Below are 16,155 nucleotides of genomic sequence, written 5' to 3'. Positions count from 1 at the left end.
GGGCCATACGCAGTTGTGACCGCTAGGTCCTCGGCTTGCGCTTCAGCGCCACATAGAGCGCACCCTCGCCGCCATGGCGGCGGTGGGCTTCGGAGATGCCGGCCACCACCCCGCGCAGCGCCACGCCGCCCAGCCACTCGGGCGCGCGCCGGCGCAGCACGCCGTCGCCCAGCGTCCCCTTGCCGGTGATCACCAGCACCGCGCGATAACCCTCGTCCCATGCCCGCAGCACGAAGGCCTCCAGCGCCGCCTTGGCGCGCTGCTGGTCCATGCCGTGCAGGTCGATGCGCGCGCCGATCGGGTCGCGCTCCTTGGCGATCCGGTGCTTGCGGCGCGGCTCGATGCCCTCGGGCTCGCCGCGCAACGGCGCACGCAGAGGCGGCATGATCTCGGCCAGGGGCAGCCGCGCGGCCGGATCGACGACGCGCCCCTTGGCCTTCAGCGCCGGGATCGCCGGCTCCGGCGGCGGCTTGGGCGCGTCGGTCTGGCGGCCCGGATGCGGGTGGACGGTGGCCGCCACCATCGCCCAGAGCTTCTGCTCGTCAGGGCGGATGGGCCGTTTCATCGATAGGGGCCGACCTTCGGGACTAGCCGGTGCATGCGCAGGGTGTGGCGGACGCGACCGGCCTCGGCGCCGGCCTGCGATCCGATGCCCAGATAGAGGTCGGCGCGCACCGGGCCCTTGATCGCCCCGCCGGCGTCCAGCGCCATCACCGTCCGGCGATAGGCCGGGAAGGCGCCCGACAGGGTCGGGGCCACGCCCTCGATGAAGTACAGGCCGCCGAGCGCGTTCAGCCCGGTGTCGACGGCGATCGAGCGGCCGGGCGGCAACGGAATCCCGGCTGCGCCGACGGGCTGGCGACCGTCGTCGGGGGCCAGGGTGAAGAACACATAGCGCGGGTTCAGCCGCATGATCTCGTCGGCGCGCGGGCCGCGATTGTCGGCCAGCCAGCTGCGGATGGCCTCGCCCGAGGTGTTGTTGGCGGGAAGCAGCCCGCGGTCGCGCATCGGGTTGGCGATGCCCTGGAACGGCTTGCCGTTGGTGGCGGCGAACACCGCCTTGGCGCGTCGTCCGGTTTCGAAGGTGAGCACCCCCGAGCCCTGGATCTGCAGGAAAAACAGATCCTCGGGACGCATCCAGGCGAGCGCCGGCCCGGCGCCGGCGCGCTCGATCGCGGCGCGGTCCGGATAGGGGCCCAGCTGGCCGCCGCCGCCGCGCTGCTGGGCCGGCTTACCGCCCACGCCGGTGCCGACGAGGTCGTCGCGCTTGGGCCGCACGGGAGCGGAGAACTCGGCGCTCGGCCGCTCGCGCGCCTCGTACTCCGGCGAGAAGTAGGCGGTCAGCACGCCCTCGCCGACCAGCAGCTCGGGCCGGAAATTCTCTTCCAGGAAGGCGCGCGCCCGCGGCCCATCCAGCGGACCGATCGCCCGCGCCCGGCGGCAGACCTCGCCCAGGGCCGGGTCGCGCGACACCCCGCAGGTGGTGCGGAACGCCTCGTATCCGGCCGCGTGGTCGTCCTGCGCCCAGCCGGGCACTTCGGCGAAGCTCTCGGGCCGGCCGGCCGGCGGCGTGGGCGTCGGAGGCTGGGTCGGGGTCGGACGCGGCGGCTGCGGGCCAGGGCCCGGCGCCGGCGGCTTGGGCGTGGCGCAGGCTGCGACCAGCAGGGTCAGCAGCAGGGCCGGAACCAGGCGGCTTGCATGTCGGATGTTCAAGGTCGCCCCCAGCGCTGTCGTCGACGTCGCGGCGATCGGCCCGCCGCCTTTCTCGAACTCAAAGACGCCCGACGCGCAAGGCGCGCCGGCTTCCTCTTCATAGTCCTGCGTTAGGGGCGGGAAAACGGCGTAAGGGTTAACAAACCCTTGCCGCCGTTCGGCTTTCACCGTGCTTAAGCTTCGGCGGCGGCGACGTTGACGAGCAGCCAGTTGGGGTCCCGGCTCTTGAGGCTGCGTTCGAAGGTCCACAGCTCGGCGGTCCGCTTATCGTCCACCGCCTCGCCTTCCGGGCCTTTGGTGCGGCTGCGGAATTCGGCCAGGAACCGGACCGTGATCTGCGCGGTCTCGCCGTGCAGGTCAGCCCGCTCCATGTCGGCCCGCGGCGGATGCAGGAACTCGACGGACTCGCTGCGGCCCTGGGCCTCGCGCTCGTCGATCGCGCTCTCGAAGCTGGCCAGCACGTTGGGAGCCAGCAGGTTGCGCAAGGTCTCGCGGTCGCCGCCGGCGAAGGCCCGCACCACCATCTCGTAGGCGCCCTTGGCCCCGCCCAGGAAGCGCGACAGGTCGAACGAGGGGTCGCGATGCTTGATCGCCGGAAGGCCGGTCAGGTCGACGCCGTCGTCGATCTGATCCATGGCCGGCGCCTGGCGCGCGCTCGCCGCCACGGAATCGGCAGCCTGGGTGTCCTCAGGCTGGCGGCCGACGCGCCGGCCCAGCACCGCATAGAGCTGGTACAGCACGACTCCGGCCAGGCCGGCGAAAATGATCAGTTCGAGGACTTGCAATTCTTCAGGCTCACGGAACGAACGTAATCTTCAATATAGGACAGCGTAACGCCCACGTCAGGGGCGACGTTGCCATGGCATAGGGCGCATGATAGCAGCCCAGGCCACAACAGGACGTGAATGCGCGTCCACCAACCGGATTTTCCCGACTATGACCGATACCGACGCCGCCGGCCCCGAGACCAACGGTGCGGGCGCCCCCGAGCCCGGCATCCGCATCCTCGCCCAGTTCATCCGTGACCTGTCGTTCGAAAACCCGCGCGCGCCGGAGACCCTGCGCGCCCAGAACGCCACCCAGCCGCAGATCGAAATGGGCGTCGAAATGAACGCCCGCGGCCGCGAGGACGGTCTGTTCGAGGTCGACCTGAAGCTGTCGGCCCGCGCCGAACGCGAAGACGGCCCGGTGTTCCACGTCGAACTGCTCTACGGCGGCGTGTTCCAGATTTCCGGCGTCAGCCAGGAAGACCTCGAGCCGGTGCTGCTGGTCGAGTGCCCGCGCTTCATGTTCCCGTTCGCCCGCCAGATCATCGCCTCGGTGACCTCGGACGGCGGCTTCCCGCCCTTCATGCTCGACCCGATCGACTTCGCCGGCGTCTACGCCGCGCGCAAGGCCCAGGGCATGGGCGGCGAGACCATCGGCAACGCCTAACGGCGACGAATTTGGAGGGGGACGGCCCGGGCCATCCCCCTCGCAGGGCCCCTAGGCCCGGCGCCTCGAATGCTTGGCGCCAAGCATTCCCAGCACCAGAAGCGCCATGCCGGCAGCGTAGGCGGCGAGCGGCCAAGCGCTGTCGCCGTCCAGCCAGATGACCGCGGCCGTGCCCAGCACGCCGACGATCACGCTCTCAATCGCGAAATAGAGCGCCACCGCTGTTCCCGCCGCAGCACCGAACGCCGCCAGCGCCCCGTTAGCGCAGACCGCGACCGCCAGCACCATACCGACAGCCATGACCCACATCGGCGCCAGCAGCGTCCAGATCGACGGCTCGGCCCAGACCTGACCGGCCGCCAGCAGCGCCGCCCCGACGATCAGCAGGCCCATGCCGCGCGCCAGGCTCCCGGCCGTTCCCCAGCGCGCGACGGCCCGCCCGACGAACCGGGAGGCGAGGATCATCATCCCCGCCGCCGAGGCGAACGCGATGCTGAACGCCAGCTGCGAGAGACTCGCCTGGCCGATCAGGATCCGCGGCGCGGTCGAGAAGAACACGAAGAACGTCCCCATCGCTGCGCTGAAGCCGAGCGTGTAGGTCCAGAATCCATAGCTGCGCAGGATCGCGGCGAGCGTCGGGCCCTTGCCGCGGCTGACCTCCGGCCGGGTTTCGGGCCAGCGGCGGACGGCCTGCAGCACTGCTCCAGTCATCAGCGCCGCCAGCACGGCGAAGATCGCCCGCCACCCAAGGCCCTTGGCGATCAACGCCCCGGCGATCGGTCCCAGCGCCGGAACGAACGACAGGATCGCCCCCAGCGTCCCATAGATGCTCGCGCCCTCGGGCCGCTGGGCATAGACATCGCGCACCGTGGCGAAGGTGGCGACCAGGGCCGCCGAGGCGCCCGCCGCCTGGACCACGCGCCAAAGGACGAACGCCGGCCCGGCGTCGCTCAGGGCCAGGGCCAGGCTGGCCGCGACGAACAGCAGCGCGCCGCCGAGCAGCACCGGCCGCCGGCCGATGCGGTCCGACAACGGCCCGAAGGCGAGTTGCCCCAGGCCGAGCACCGCCATGTAGAGGCTGAGGGTCAGTTGTACGACGGCGGGCGTCGTCGAAAGCTGGCCGGGAATGTCTGGAACGACCGGCAGATAGATGTCCATGGCCAGCGAGGCCAGGATGTCGAAGGGCGCCAGCAGCATCAGGGCGGCGGGCAGGGAATAGTCCCAGGGTCTGGCTTTGGAACCAGGCATGACTTTGCATCCACTCAAATCGGGAGATTTGGCGGCGGCCTGCCATGGCTCTGGAGCTGGGGTGTCGACCGCCGCAACAACGAAGGGGTGTTGTTGCGGCCTACCTGCTTGCGGACTTCATCGGGCCTCCGTTCGAGGAGCGTCGCCTAGCTAGGACCCCGTGCGGCCGAGCGCAAGCGCCGCACCGCCGTTCGACGGCGCCTCTGCTCACTCTCGACGCCGGCGCGCGGTTGGGCTTTCCTCGCCCGGGTTGAGCTACAGGTGCGCTTGCCGCATGACGCCGTCTTCCACGCCACGCCCTTCGGCCCCGCACCCTTCGGCCAGGGAGGAGCGGCTGCTCGCGACCTCGATGGCCACGACCATCGTCTTCGCCGTCGCCAGCATCGGGTTCGGCCTGTGGCTCGGCTCGAAGTCGGTGACGTTCGACGGATTTTACGACCTCATCGACGCGGCGATGACGGCCATCGCCCTGCTCATCGTGCGGCTGATCGCCCGCGGCGACGATCGCCGGTTCCAGTACGGCTATTGGCACCTCGAACCGATGCTCGCCCTGCTCAACGGCCTGGTGCTCAGCTTCGCCTGCGTCTACGCGTTCCTCGACGGGCTGAACGGCCTGCTGGCCGGCGGCCGCTCCGTGCAGTTCGGGCTCGGCGCGGTCTATGCCGGCCTAAGCAGCGCGCTCAGCTTCGGCATGTTCGCATATGTGCGCAGCTCGGCGCGTCACCTGAGTTCCCAGATGCTCGATGTGGACTCGCGTTCCTGGCTGATGGGCGGCGTGCTCAGCGCCGGGCTGTGCCTCAGCTTCCTGATCGGCAGGGCGCTCATCGGCAGCGGCGCGGAATGGATGACCCCCTATGTCGATCCGATGATCCTGGTGATCGTCGCGATCTGCCTGGCGCCGTTCCCGGCCCTCACCCTGTGGCGGGCCAGCCAGGACATCCTGATGATCGCGCCGACCCAGCTCGACCAGCAGGTTCGCGAGCTCGCCGCCGAGGTCGCCGCCCGATACGGTTTCTCCAATTTCAGCTCGCACGTGGTCCGTTCGGGCCGCCAGCAGTTCATCGAGATCGGCTTCGTCGCCCCGTCGGGCCAGACGACCATGAGTTTCGAACAGCTCGACACCATACGGCGCGAGATCGCCCTGGCGATGGGCGGGCTCAATCCCGGCTACTGGCTGACCGTCGACTTCACGGCCGACGAGCGATGGATCTGAGACGCGTGCCTAGAGCCCGAACTTGCCCCAGAGTTCCTCGCTCTTCACGACCTCGCGCACGAACTTGGCGTGCAACTCGCGCTCGGCGTCGGTGGAGCGGAAGGGCAGGGGACGGGGGCGCGCGCCATAGGCCGCAGCCTTGGCGACGGCGACGGCATGCGCGGTCATTTCGCGGGTGGTCAGTTCAAGCGTGAGGGCGCGGCCGCCCTTCAGCTCGAGATAGACCGCCGCTAGCAGCCGGGCGTCGATGAGCGCCCCATGCTTCTCGCGCTCGGAGAGCGAGATTTTGAAGCGCTTGCAGAGCGCGTCGAGCGAGTTGTGCATCCCCGGAAAGCGCTTGCGCGCCAGGGCCAGGGTGTCGATCCAGCGCTCCTCGGGAATGCCGGCGAGGCCGAGGCCCTCGAGCTCGTAGTTCACGAAGGTGCGGTCGAAGGTGGCGTTGTGGGCGATGATCGGCGCGTCGCCGACGAAGTCGAGGAACTCCTGGTGGATTTCCTTGTCGCGGAACTTCGGCTTGCCGCGCAGGAACGCCGCCGACAGGCCGTGGACCTTCTCGGCCTCAGGCGGCATGTCGCGCTCGGGGTCGATATAGACGTGGAAACTGCGCCCGGTCGGCAGGTAGTCCTCGATCTCGAGACAGGCGAGCTCGACGAGCTTGTGGCCGAGGTGCGGCTCGAAGCCGGTGGTTTCGGTGTCGAGAACGATCTCACGCGCCATGGGAACTACTTCGGCTGCTTCGCGCCAGCCTTCAACCCGGCGCCTTGTCGCGAGCTGGACGTCGCTGTGGATCGCGCATGGTGGCGATGATCTCGCTGACCTGTTTGCGCGCCGGTTCCAGGCCGCGACCGGTGTCGACGACGAAATGGGCGCGCGCCCGCTTCTCGGCGTCGTGCAACTGGCGCGAGAGAATGGCGTCGAGGCGTTCGGCGGTCATGCCAGGCCGAGCCAGGACCCGTTCGCGCTGCTGGGCCTCCGGCGCCGAGACCACCACTACCGCGTCCATGTTGGCGTGACCGCCGGTTTCGTAGAGCAGGGGGATGTCCAGGACGACCATGTCGGCCTCGGCCGCTTCCGCCGCCTTGAAGAAATGCACCCGATCGGCGCCGACCAGCGGGTGCACGATGGAGTTGAGCTTGGCCATCGCCTCGTCGTCGCCCAGCACGCGCTGGCGCAGGGCCTCACGGTCGACGGCGCCGTCCTTGGTCACACCCGGAAACGCCGCTTCCAGCGGGGCGACCGCCGCACCGCCCTTCTCGTAAAGATCGGCCACCGCCGCGTCGGCGTCGTAGACCGGGATGCCCGCCTCGCGGAACATCTGGGCGGTCGTGGACTTGCCCATGCCGATTGAGCCCGTCAGGCCGATGATGAGCATGCAATCCTCGCAATAAGTGTCATCCGGGTTTCGGCCAAAGGGCGAAGACCGGGAACCATGAACACCAGATGTCGGCCGATGTCGCGCAAGCCTTTCCTACAGAGCGATAATGGGTCCCGGCTCTCCGCTTCGCTGCGGCCGGCATGACATCCAATAGGTTTCACAGCCCCAACGCCTTGATCGCCAAGCTCCGCACATCGACGTCGCGCGGCGGAGGCTGGCCGTAGAAATACTCGAAACTCGGGACCGCCTGGCCGATCAGCATGGCGAGGCCGTCGACCGTTCGCCGCCCCAACCCTTCCGCCTGCGCCAGGAACGCGGTCTTCAGCGGCTTGTAGACCATGTCCATGACCACCGCGCCCGCCGGGGTCGCCTCCAGCGGAACCTCGAGCCCCGTGGACCCGGATAGTCCGGCCGAGGTGGCGTTGACCACCGCCACGACGCCGTCGAACGCCGAGGCCGCTTCGCTCAGCGGCAGGGACTGCGCGCCGAGCGGCTGCGCAATCTCCTGCGCCTTAGCCAGGGTGCGGTTGACGATCCGCACGTCCGGACAGCCGGCCTCGACAAAGGCCGCCGCCGCGCCACGGGCCGCGCCGCCGGCGCCCAGGATCGCCACCGGTCCGGCCTTGGGATCGAAGCCCGGCGCCTGGTCGGCGAACGCGCCCAGCATGCCGAGCCCGTCGGTGTTGTCGGCGAAGATCGTCCCGTCCTCGCGGAACACCAGCAGGTTGGCGGCCTCGGCGCTGCGGGCCCGGAAGCTGGCCTCGTCGGCCACGGCCAGGGCCTCGCCCTTGAACGGCAGGGTGACGTTCAGTCCCGCCACCGTCCCGCCGCGCAAGGACTCGGCGAAGGCCGTGAACCGACTGGGCTGCGTCGAGAACGGCACATAGACGCCGTCGATACCCGCCGCCGCCAGCCACGCGTTATGCAGGATCGGACTCATCGAGTGGGCGATCGGCCGCCCCACCACGCCGGCGACCCGCGTCGCGCCGGAAATACTCATGGCGTCAGCACCTGGTGCCGACGGAACAGGTCCAGCAGGCCCATCAGCGGCAGGCCGAGGATTGCGAAATAGTCGCCCTCGATCTTCGCAAACAGCTGCGCCCCGGGCCCTTCCAGCCGGTAACAGCCGACCGACCCCAGCATCTCCTCGCCCTCGAGCGCCAGGTACTCGTCCAGGAAGGCGTCGGAGAAGTCGCGCATAGTCAGGGTCGCCGAGACGATCTCGCGCCAGATCGGCGCCCCGTCCTTGGCCACCACCACCGCCGAATGCAGCTTGTGCGGCTTGCCGCGCATGGTCGCCAGCCGCTCGCGCGCGGCCTCCAGCGTCGCGGCCTTGTCGTAGAGCCGGCCCTCGAATTCCAATGTCTGGTCCGAGCCGATCACAAAGCCGGCACGGCCGGCGGAGATCTTCACCGCCTTGATCTCGGCGAGGGCGTCGGCGACATCGCGCGGGGTCGCGCCGTGGGCCAGCATCGAGGTCTTGACCGCGTCCTCGTCGACGCCGGCCACGGCGACCTCGAACGGCACGCCCGCCCCGGTCAGCACCGCGCGCCGCGCCGCGCTTTTCGAGGCCAGAATAATCGGCTCGCTCATCCGCCCAGCACCTCGACCTGGCCATGGCCGCCGTGCAGCAGGTTCAGCACCGCCGCGGCCGTCTCCTCGACGCTCCGACGTGTGACGTCGATCACCGGCCAGCCCTGACGTTCATAGAGCCGGCGCGCCTTCACCGTCTCCTCGCGCACCGCCTCGATGTCGATGTAGCTGCTTTCGCGATCTTCCTTGAGGCTCAGCAGCCGGTTGCGGCGGATCTGGATCAGCCGGTCGGGCGAGATGGTCAGTCCCACCACCAGGGTGTTCTTCAGCTCGAACAGCTTTTCCGGCGGCGGCCGGGTCGGCACCAGCGGCACGTTCGCCGCCCGCACGCCGCGGTGGGCCAGATAGATGCAAGTCGGGGTCTTCGACGTCCGCGAGACGCCGACCAGGACCACGTCGGCCTGCTCCAGGTCCTGGCCGCCCTGGCCGTCGTCATGGCCGATCGCGTAGTTCAGCGCGTCCATGCGGTTAAAGTAGTCGTTGTCCAGCGCATGCTGCACGCCCACCCGCCGGCTGATCGAGGCGCCGAGATAACGCTGCAGCGACGAGACCAGAGGGTCGAGCGCGGCGATGCACGGCATGTCCAGCCGCCGCACGCCTTCTTCCAGCGCCGTGCGCAGCTGATCGTCCACAATGGTGTGGATCACCACGCCGGGGGCTTCCTCGATATCGGTCAGCGCCCGCTCCAGCTGCCGGGGCGAACGCACCAGCGCGTAGATGTGCTCGATCGGCAGCACGTTCTCGAACCGGGCGCACACCGCCCGCGCCATCGCGTTCAGCGTCTCGCCGGTGGAGTCCGAGACCAGGTGGACGTGAAAGTAGGTCGCAAAGCGGGTCATGGAGCCTTTGCCGGCGCGTAAAGAGGAATCTGCTGGGCGGGGATCGCAAAGCTGGGGACGAAAGAGTCGAAACCTTCTTAACGAAGCCGGACCGTTTTGGGGAATAGCTGGCGCGCCGCTCAGCCGGTTGTGTACGGGCGGGAAAACCCCCCGGGTTTGCGCCCGGCCCGTCCACGGCTCCGCTGGTTAAAAAAGTATGAACAGGGTCGGTTTCCAGGGCGGTTTTGATGACTCGCGTTCGTCATCGTTAACTCCCTGTTAACCCTTTAACGAAAGGTAAACGCCGCCTGGGGTTCAGCGGTTTTCCCCGTAACTCACAGGTATGGCTTAACCATGTTGGGAAACGGCCGATCGCCTTGTTGAAAAGGGGTTGGCGCGGTATGGCCGGAGGAAGTTGTCCCCACTTCTCCAAGGGCCAACCTCTAACTCCACTTCCAATTTAAGAATCTTAGATATGAAGAAGAAGGGCAGGCGGGCTTGAGCCTTGCGTCCGAAGCCGGTTTAACGACGGCCATGTCGGAAAGTTCAAAACCGCGCCTGCTGCGGGCGCTCGCGGGCGAAACCCTCGATCGGCCGCCGGTCTGGTTCATGCGCCAGGCTGGCCGCTCTCTGCCCGAGTACCGCGAGCTGCGGGCCCGCGCCGGGGACTTCATCGCCTTCTGCCACAATCCGGAAATGGCCGCCGAGGCGACGCTGCAGCCGATGCGCCGCTTCCCGCTGGATGCGGCCATCGTGTTCGCCGACATCCTGCTGATCCCGCGGGCGCTGGGCCAGGACGTCTGGTTCGAGGCCGGCGAAGGCCCGCGGCTCGGTGAACTGCCGCCGATCGAGGCCCTGGCCGATCAGATCGAGGCGTCCACCGGCCGGCTCTCGGCGATCGGCGAGACCCTGAGCCGCGTCCGCGCCGAGCTTGAGCCCGAACGCGCCCTGATCGGCTTTGCGGGCGCGCCGTGGACCGTCGCCACCTACATGATCGAAGGCCGCGGCTCCCAGCGCGAGGCCGCCCGCGCCTACGCCTACAAGAATCCCGAAAAACTCGACGCTTTGCTGGATGTGCTGGTCGAGTCGACCGCCCGCTACCTGGTCATGCAGGCCAGGTCCGGGGCCCAGGTGCTGAAGCTGTTCGAGAGCTGGGCGGAAAGCCTTGCCGAGGACATGTTCGAACGCATCGTCATCGCGCCGCACACGGCGATCATCGAGAAGGTCCGCGCCGCCGGGGTCGACACGCCGTTCATCGGCTTCCCGCGCGGGGCCGGCGCCCAGGTCGCCAACTATGCGGCCAGGGTCCCGGTCCAGGCGGTTGCGCTCGACACCCAGGCGACCGCCGCCCTCGGAAGGCAAATCCAGGCCGGCGGCAAAACCATTCAGGGCGCGCTCGACAATCTGCTGCTGCGCGCCGGCGGCCCGGCGCTCGATGCGCGCGTCGATGCGCTGATCGAGCAGTGGAACGGCGGGCCCTACATCTTCAACCTCGGCCACGGGGTGATGCCCGATACGCCCATCGAGCATATCGAGCGGACGATCCGCAGGGTGACTGGCAAGTGACTAAGCTGGCCGTCGTCCTCTTCAACCTCGGAGGACCTGACGGTCCCGAGGCGGTGAAGCCGTTCCTCACCAACCTGTTCAGCGACCCGGCGATCATCACGCTGCCGGGGATCGTGCGCTTGCCGTTGGCCAAGATGATCGCCTCCGGGCGCGAGGAAGCCGCCAAGGCCAACTACGCGATCATGGGCGGCGCTTCGCCGCTGCTGCCCGAGACCCGGCGGCAGGCGGACGCGTTGCAGGCCGCCCTGTCGGCCGCACGGCCCGGCCTGGAGACCCGCGTCTTCATCTCCATGCGCTACTGGAAGCCGTTCGCTGACCAGACCGCCGCGGAGGTGGCCGAATTCGCGCCGGACGAGCTGGTGCTGCTGCCGCTCTATCCGCAGTTCTCGACCACGACGAGCGCCTCGTCTCTGAAGGACTGGGCTCGCGCCTACCGCGGCCCGGGAGCCAGCCACGTGGTGTGCTGCTATCCGACCGCTCAGGGTCTGGTCGAGGCCCACGCGCGCGCCATCAGCCAGACCTGGCTGAAGGCGGGCCGACCCGACAACGTGCGGCTGCTGTTCTCGGCGCATGGCCTGCCGGAAAAGGTCATCAAGGGCGGCGATCCCTACCAGGCCCAGGTCGAGGCCACCGCCCAGGCGGTCGCAGACCTGCTGCCCGAGCTGCCGGACTGGAGCGTCTGCTACCAGAGCCGCGTCGGCCGGTTGAAATGGATCGGTCCGTCCACCGACGACGCCATCCGCCAGGCCGCCGTCGACGGCAAGGGCGTGCTGGTCAGTCCGATCGCCTTCGTCTCCGAGCACGTGGAGACGCTGGTCGAGCTCGATCACGAGTATGCGGAATTGGCCCAGACGCTGGGCTGCGCGCCGTATCTGCGCGCGCCCACCCCGACCGTCGACGGCGCATTGATCGATGCCTTGGCGGCCGCGGCGCTGGAGGCGCTAGATCGTGGCGGGGCGCCGGCGCCGTTCGGGACGTGGCGCTGTCCGGCCGCCTATGGCAAATGCGCTTGCAGATCGAGCTAGTGTAGACTGGGCTAGGGGGAGCCTGCGATGAACCATTTCGACCTGCTGCGCGGCCTGCACATCATCGCCGTAATCGCCTGGATGTCCGGCATGATGTATCTGCCGCGGCTCTACGCCTACCACACCGAGACCGCGCCTCCCGGCAGCGAGTTCGACAAGAACTTCCTGGTCTGGGAGCGTAAGCTCCTGAAGATCATCATCAATCCGGCGATGATCATCGTCTGGGTGCTGGGGATCGGCTTGATCCTCTATCACGTCTATGCGGTGGGCGAGGGCTGGGGCTTCCTGCTGCAGCCGTGGATGATCGTGAAACTGGCCGCGGTGCTGTTCATCTCCGGCTGGCACGGCTTCCTGGCCGGCTCGTACAAGAAGTTCCTGGCTGGCCAGCGTCCGAAGTCGGCCAAGTTCTGGCGCGCCACCAACGAACTGCCGTTTCTGGCGGCTGTCGTCGCGGTCCTCGCCGTGACCCTTCAATTCGGCCAGCGCTGATCCTATTTGCCTGGTGATCCCGGTTTAGGCGCCGCCGAAGACCGGGAGAGGTCCCATGCCTTCCATGGCCGGGCCGACGGGTCCCGGCCATCCATAGACTCCGTCCTCGACGAATAGCGCCGACGCATATGGATCTCCGTCAGGCTAACGCGGCCGAGGAAGACCTACGGAGAGGCGACAGCGGACCGCGCGATCCCAGGCCACGCTTGACCCGCCGCCCGGCATGTGGTTCCGCTGACCGCACGTGGAGTCGCGCCGCGAAGCCACGCCCCGCCTTTTCCCGTGCGCCGCGCGCTGAACACCAGCCGCCGCGGCCCGGTCCTAGAAAAATTCATCGGCGCGCTCCCCGCGCCATTTGCGATTCCCCCGGCGCCCGAAGTCCGTTCGGCTCCGCTGGGACCACCAGAGTTGAATCATGAGCGAAGACACCCCCGCCCCGACCGAGGAAACCCCGGTCGAAACCACCGACGCCACCGAAACGCCGGTGCTGGAAACCGCCCAGGCTGAAGCCGGCGCCGAAACCGAGGACGAAGACGACGAAGGCCCCTCGGAGGTCGCCCAGGCGATCGCCGCCATGGGCCTCACTCGCATGTCCCTCCAGGAGTTGAAGGACAAGTCGCCCGCCGATCTGCTGTCCTTCGCTGAGACGTTGGAGATTGAGAACGCGAACTCCATGCGCAAGCAGGACATGATGTTCGCGATCCTCAAGGCTCTGGCCGAGGAAGGCGTGCAGATTTCCGGCTCCGGCACGCTGGAGGTCATGCAGGACGGCTTCGGCTATCTGCGCAGCCCGGAAGCCAACTACCTCTCCGGCCCCGACGACATCTATGTCAGCCCCTCGCAGATCCGGAAGTTCGGCCTGCGCACCGGCGACACCGTCGACGGCGGCATCCGCGCCCCGCGTGAGGGCGAGCGTTATTTCGCCCTGGTCAGCGTCGACCAGATCAACTTCGAAGCGCCGGAAAACGTCCGCCACAAGGTCCTGTTCGACAACCTGACGCCGCTCTATCCGGACCAGCGTCTGAAGATGGAGATCGAGGACCCGACCCTGAAGGACCGCACCGGCCGGGTCATCGACATCGTCGCCCCGCTCGGCAAGGGCCAGCGCTGCCTGATCACCGCCCCGCCGCGGGTCGGTAAGACGGTGATGCTGCAGAACATCGCCAAGTCGATCGAGACCAACCACCCCGAGTGCTACCTGATCGTCCTGCTGATCGACGAGCGCCCGGAAGAAGTCACCGACATGCGCCGCACCGTCCGCGGCGAAGTGGTGTCCTCGACCTTCGATGAACCCGCCACCCGCCACGTGCAGGTCGCCGAAATGGTCATCGAAAAGGCCAAGCGCCTAGTCGAGCACAAGCGCGACGTGGTCATCCTGCTGGACTCGGTCACCCGCCTCGGCCGCGCCTATAACACCGTCGTCCCGTCCTCGGGCAAGGTGCTGACCGGCGGTGTCGACGCCAACGCCCTGCAGCGCCCGAAGCGTTTCTTCGGCGCCGCCCGGAACATCGAGGAAGGCGGTTCGCTGACGATCATCGCCACCGCCCTGATCGACACCGGCAGCCGGATGGACGAAGTCATCTTCGAAGAGTTCAAGGGCACCGGTAACTCGGAAATCATCCTGGACCGCAAGGTCGCCGACAAGCGGATCTACCCCGCCGTCGACGTCATCAAGTCGGGCACCCGGAAAGAAGACCTCATCACCCCGAAGGAGCACCTGCAGAAGTCGTTCATCCTGCGCCGGATCATCACTCCGATGGGCGCCCAGGACGCGATCGAGTTCCTGCTCGACAAGCTCCGCCAGTCGAAGAACAACGAAGACTTCTTCCAGTCGATGAACACCTAGGGCCTTTAGCCTTAGCGCATATGAAAAAGGGGCTCGCGGCGACGCGGGCCCCCTTTTTTGCGCTAAGCCTATGACTCTAATCGTGTTTCACGTGGAACGCTCGGCGTGTCCGGGCGAGAAGCTACCAACTGTCCCCCGGAAGGGGAGGAACTCGAGCCTACGGGATCAGCAAACTCGCCCCGACCGTCTCGCGGCCTTCCAAGGCCTGATGCGCGCGCTGCGCCTCTTCCAACTTGAAAGTCTGGCCGATGTCGATCTTCACCGCGCCCGAGGCGATGACCCCGAACAGGGCCGCCGCGCTCTCGTCCAGCTCGGCCGTGGTCGCCAGGTAGTCGCCCATGGTCGGCCGGGTGAAGAACAGCGAGCCGGACTGCTGCAGCCGTGCCGGCGCGAACGGCGGAACCGGGCCCGAAGCATTGCCGAAGCTGACGAACAATCCGCGCCGCGCCAGACTCTTGAGCGTGCCCTCGAAGGTCGCCGCGCCGACGGAGTCATACGCGACCGGCACGCCGGCGCCGCCGGTGATCTCACGCACCTGCGCGGCCACGTCCTCGTCGCGATAGAGGATGACATGGTCGGCGCCGAGAGACGTCGCGCGCTCCGCCTTCTCCGCCGAGCCGGCGGTGGCGATCACCGTGGCGCCGATGTGCTTGGCCCACTGGACGAGGATCGAGCCGACGCCCCCGGCCGCGGCGTGGACCAGGATCGTCTCGCCCGCCTTCACCGGATAGCAGCGGCGGATCAGGAACTCGGCGGTCATGCCTTTCAGCATCGCCGCGGCCCCGACCTGGGCGCTGACCCCGGCCGGCAAAGCGACGGCCCGATCAGCAGCGACCGCATGATACTCGGCGTAGGCGCCGAGCGGTCCTGAGGCGTAGGCGATCAGGTCGCCGGCCTTGAAGCGGGTCACGCCGTCGCCGACCGCTTCCACGACCCCGGCGCCTTCCATCCCGAGCCGCGACGGCAGCTTCACCGGATAGAGGCCCGAGCGATGGTAGGTGTCGATGAAGTTGATGCCGATCGCCTGCTGCCTGACCAGGACCTGACCCGGTCCGGCGATGGGCGCGGGGATTTCGACGACGCCCAGGACCTCGGGGCCGCCGGTGGTTTCAAACTGGATGGCTTTCATGGCCGGACCTTAGGCGAGGTGCTGCTGGAAGAAGGCGAGGGTGCGGCCGCTGGCCAGTTTGGCGTCGGCGGCGTCGTAGTGCTCGCCGCCCTGGCGGGCGAAGGCGTGGTCACGGCCGGGATAGGTGAAGATCTCGACCTGCGGGTGGTTCTTCAGCTGCGCGAGGATCAGCGCCTGGGCTTCCTTCGGCACGAACTGATCTTCCTCGGCGATGTGCATCAGCAGCGGATGGGCCTGCTTCTCGCTCTCGACGAGATGTTTCTCGATGCCGACGCCGTAATAGGCGACCGAGGCGTCCGCATCCGTGCGGGTCGCGGTCAGATAAGCCAGCAGGCCGCCCAAGCAGAAGCCGACCGCGCCGACCTTGCCGTTGACCTCGGGTAGCGCCCGTACGTGGTCGATGGTCGCGGCGATGTCCTTGACGCCGGCGTCGATGTCGAATGCGTTGTAAAGCTCGAAGGCCTTCTTCCACTCGGCCTCGGACTGGTCGGTGATGTCGATGCCCGGTTCGATCCGCCAGAACAGGTCCGGGCAAACCGCCAGGAAGCCGGCCGCGGCCAGCTCATCGCAGACGCCGCGCATCACCGCGTTCACGCCGAAGATCTCCTGGATGACCACTATGGCCGGCGCCTTCGGGTTGCTCGGTCGCGCCACATAGGCGGCGAACTGGCCGTCGTCGGTCTTGATGGTGGTGGTCTCACCCATC

The 16,155-nt window shown here is 68.1% G+C and carries 17 protein-coding genes; 6 read left to right on the top strand and 11 right to left on the bottom strand.

The window, feature by feature from the left end; translation table 11 throughout:
• Positions 1-22: 22 nt before the first annotated feature.
• From GGQ61_RS17100 to timA, 3 genes are all read right to left on the bottom strand, one after another.
• Positions 23-565 (bottom strand): Smr/MutS family protein, encoded by a 543-nt coding sequence (locus GGQ61_RS17100; protein ID WP_183775478.1) that lies wholly within the window; start codon positions 563-565, stop codon positions 23-25.
• A complete protein-coding gene (locus tag GGQ61_RS17095) occupies positions 562-1,713 on the bottom strand; it encodes an MltA domain-containing protein (protein WP_246371011.1) in 1,152 nt (383 codons plus the stop codon). Before GGQ61_RS17095 ends, GGQ61_RS17100 begins: the two co-directional genes overlap by 4 nt.
• 173 nt (positions 1,714-1,886) lie before the next feature.
• Complete coding sequence (gene timA / locus GGQ61_RS17090) at positions 1,887-2,498, bottom strand: TIM44-related membrane protein TimA (protein ID WP_183775476.1); 612 nt, start codon at positions 2,496-2,498, stop codon at positions 1,887-1,889.
• 151 nt (positions 2,499-2,649) lie between these two features.
• On the opposite strand from timA, the gene secB reads away from it, so the two are divergent.
• Positions 2,650-3,147 carry a protein-export chaperone SecB gene (gene secB, locus GGQ61_RS17085; protein WP_183775474.1) on the top strand — a complete coding sequence of 166 codons (498 nt, stop codon included), beginning with the start codon at positions 2,650-2,652 and terminating at the stop codon, positions 3,145-3,147.
• 51 nt (positions 3,148-3,198) lie between these two features.
• Here secB and cml read toward each other — a convergent pair whose 3' ends face one another.
• Positions 3,199-4,395: a CmlA/FloR family chloramphenicol efflux MFS transporter gene (cml, locus tag GGQ61_RS17080; RefSeq protein ID WP_183775472.1), complete on the bottom strand. Its 1,197-nt coding sequence runs from the start codon at positions 4,393-4,395 to the stop codon at positions 3,199-3,201.
• A 349-nt stretch (positions 4,396-4,744) separates the two neighbouring features.
• Between cml and GGQ61_RS17075 the strand changes: the two genes are divergently transcribed.
• Positions 4,745-5,608, top strand: coding sequence for a cation diffusion facilitator family transporter (locus GGQ61_RS17075; protein ID WP_221221084.1), 864 nt, complete (start codon positions 4,745-4,747; stop codon positions 5,606-5,608).
• Between the two features lie 9 nt (positions 5,609-5,617).
• Here the strand turns inward: GGQ61_RS17075 and dnaQ are convergent, their stop codons facing one another.
• From dnaQ to GGQ61_RS17050, 5 genes are all read right to left on the bottom strand, one after another.
• A complete protein-coding gene (gene dnaQ, locus GGQ61_RS17070; RefSeq protein WP_183775468.1) occupies positions 5,618-6,325 on the bottom strand; it encodes a DNA polymerase III subunit epsilon in 708 nt (235 codons plus the stop codon).
• Positions 6,326-6,356: 31 nt separating this feature from the next.
• Positions 6,357-6,980, bottom strand: coding sequence for a dephospho-CoA kinase (coaE, locus tag GGQ61_RS17065; protein WP_183775466.1), 624 nt, complete (start codon positions 6,978-6,980; stop codon positions 6,357-6,359).
• A gap of 160 nt (positions 6,981-7,140) precedes the next feature.
• Entirely contained in the window at positions 7,141-7,983 is an 843-nt protein-coding gene (aroE, locus tag GGQ61_RS17060) for a shikimate dehydrogenase (RefSeq protein ID WP_183775464.1), read from the bottom strand.
• Positions 7,980-8,576 carry a Maf family protein gene (locus GGQ61_RS17055; protein WP_183775462.1) on the bottom strand — a complete coding sequence of 199 codons (597 nt, stop codon included), beginning with the start codon at positions 8,574-8,576 and terminating at the stop codon, positions 7,980-7,982. Before GGQ61_RS17055 ends, aroE begins: the two co-directional genes overlap by 4 nt.
• On the bottom strand, positions 8,573-9,415 hold the full coding sequence (locus GGQ61_RS17050; protein ID WP_183775460.1) for a pyruvate, water dikinase regulatory protein: 843 nt from the start codon (positions 9,413-9,415) through the stop codon (positions 8,573-8,575). The genes GGQ61_RS17055 and GGQ61_RS17050 overlap by 4 nt, the downstream gene beginning before the upstream one ends.
• Positions 9,416-9,928: 513 nt before the next feature.
• On the opposite strand from GGQ61_RS17050, the gene hemE reads away from it, so the two are divergent.
• From hemE to rho, 4 genes are all read left to right on the top strand, one after another.
• Entirely contained in the window at positions 9,929-10,960 is a 1,032-nt protein-coding gene (gene hemE / locus GGQ61_RS17045; protein ID WP_183775458.1) for a uroporphyrinogen decarboxylase, read from the top strand.
• Positions 10,957-11,985: a ferrochelatase gene (gene hemH, locus GGQ61_RS17040; RefSeq protein ID WP_183775456.1), complete on the top strand. Its 1,029-nt coding sequence runs from the start codon at positions 10,957-10,959 to the stop codon at positions 11,983-11,985. Before hemE ends, hemH begins: the two co-directional genes overlap by 4 nt.
• Positions 11,986-12,012: 27 nt before the next feature.
• Positions 12,013-12,474, top strand: a complete 462-nt coding sequence (locus GGQ61_RS17035; protein WP_183775448.1) for a CopD family protein — start codon at positions 12,013-12,015, stop codon at positions 12,472-12,474.
• Between the two features lie 415 nt (positions 12,475-12,889).
• Positions 12,890-14,320: a transcription termination factor Rho gene (rho, locus tag GGQ61_RS17030; RefSeq protein WP_183775446.1), complete on the top strand. Its 1,431-nt coding sequence runs from the start codon at positions 12,890-12,892 to the stop codon at positions 14,318-14,320.
• 157 nt (positions 14,321-14,477) lie between these two features.
• On the opposite strand, the gene GGQ61_RS17025 is transcribed toward rho, so the two are convergent.
• Both GGQ61_RS17025 and GGQ61_RS17020 read right to left on the bottom strand, forming a co-directional pair.
• The gene (locus GGQ61_RS17025) at positions 14,478-15,449 is read right to left on the bottom strand and encodes a quinone oxidoreductase family protein (protein ID WP_183775438.1); all 972 of its coding nucleotides are present in this window, start codon (positions 15,447-15,449) and stop codon (positions 14,478-14,480) included.
• Positions 15,450-15,458: 9 nt separating this feature from the next.
• On the bottom strand, positions 15,459-16,154 hold the full coding sequence (locus tag GGQ61_RS17020) for a dienelactone hydrolase family protein (RefSeq protein WP_183775436.1): 696 nt from the start codon (positions 16,152-16,154) through the stop codon (positions 15,459-15,461).
• Between the last annotated feature and the right edge of the window lies 1 nt (position 16,155).

The organism is Phenylobacterium haematophilum, assembly GCF_014196295.1.
GTDB lineage: Bacteria > Pseudomonadota > Alphaproteobacteria > Caulobacterales > Caulobacteraceae > Phenylobacterium > Phenylobacterium haematophilum.
This window is presented reverse-complemented; position numbering and strand designations above follow the sequence as displayed.

What these genes read in the sequence shown, in the direction of transcription:
- aroE (WP_183775464.1), bottom strand. Translation starts at nt 7,983, where the DNA reads ATGAGTATTTCCGGCGCGACGCGGGTCGCCGGCGTGGTGGGGCGGCCG.
- GGQ61_RS17020 (WP_183775436.1), bottom strand. Translation starts at nt 16,154, where the DNA reads ATGGGTGAGACCACCACCATCAAGACCGACGACGGCCAGTTCGCCGCC.
- secB (WP_183775474.1), top strand. Translation starts at nt 2,650, where the DNA reads ATGACCGATACCGACGCCGCCGGCCCCGAGACCAACGGTGCGGGCGCC.
- GGQ61_RS17100 (WP_183775478.1), bottom strand. Translation starts at nt 565, where the DNA reads ATGAAACGGCCCATCCGCCCTGACGAGCAGAAGCTCTGGGCGATGGTG.
- GGQ61_RS17035 (WP_183775448.1), top strand. Translation starts at nt 12,013, where the DNA reads ATGAACCATTTCGACCTGCTGCGCGGCCTGCACATCATCGCCGTAATC.
- hemE (WP_183775458.1), top strand. Translation starts at nt 9,929, where the DNA reads ATGTCGGAAAGTTCAAAACCGCGCCTGCTGCGGGCGCTCGCGGGCGAA.
- GGQ61_RS17055 (WP_183775462.1), bottom strand. Translation starts at nt 8,576, where the DNA reads ATGAGCGAGCCGATTATTCTGGCCTCGAAAAGCGCGGCGCGGCGCGCG.
- cml (WP_183775472.1), bottom strand. Translation starts at nt 4,395, where the DNA reads ATGCCTGGTTCCAAAGCCAGACCCTGGGACTATTCCCTGCCCGCCGCC.
- GGQ61_RS17025 (WP_183775438.1), bottom strand. Translation starts at nt 15,449, where the DNA reads ATGAAAGCCATCCAGTTTGAAACCACCGGCGGCCCCGAGGTCCTGGGC.
- rho (WP_183775446.1), top strand. Translation starts at nt 12,890, where the DNA reads ATGAGCGAAGACACCCCCGCCCCGACCGAGGAAACCCCGGTCGAAACC.
- GGQ61_RS17050 (WP_183775460.1), bottom strand. Translation starts at nt 9,415, where the DNA reads ATGACCCGCTTTGCGACCTACTTTCACGTCCACCTGGTCTCGGACTCC.
- coaE (WP_183775466.1), bottom strand. Translation starts at nt 6,980, where the DNA reads ATGCTCATCATCGGCCTGACGGGCTCAATCGGCATGGGCAAGTCCACG.
- GGQ61_RS17075 (WP_221221084.1), top strand. Translation starts at nt 4,745, where the DNA reads ATGGCCACGACCATCGTCTTCGCCGTCGCCAGCATCGGGTTCGGCCTG.
- dnaQ (WP_183775468.1), bottom strand. Translation starts at nt 6,325, where the DNA reads ATGGCGCGTGAGATCGTTCTCGACACCGAAACCACCGGCTTCGAGCCG.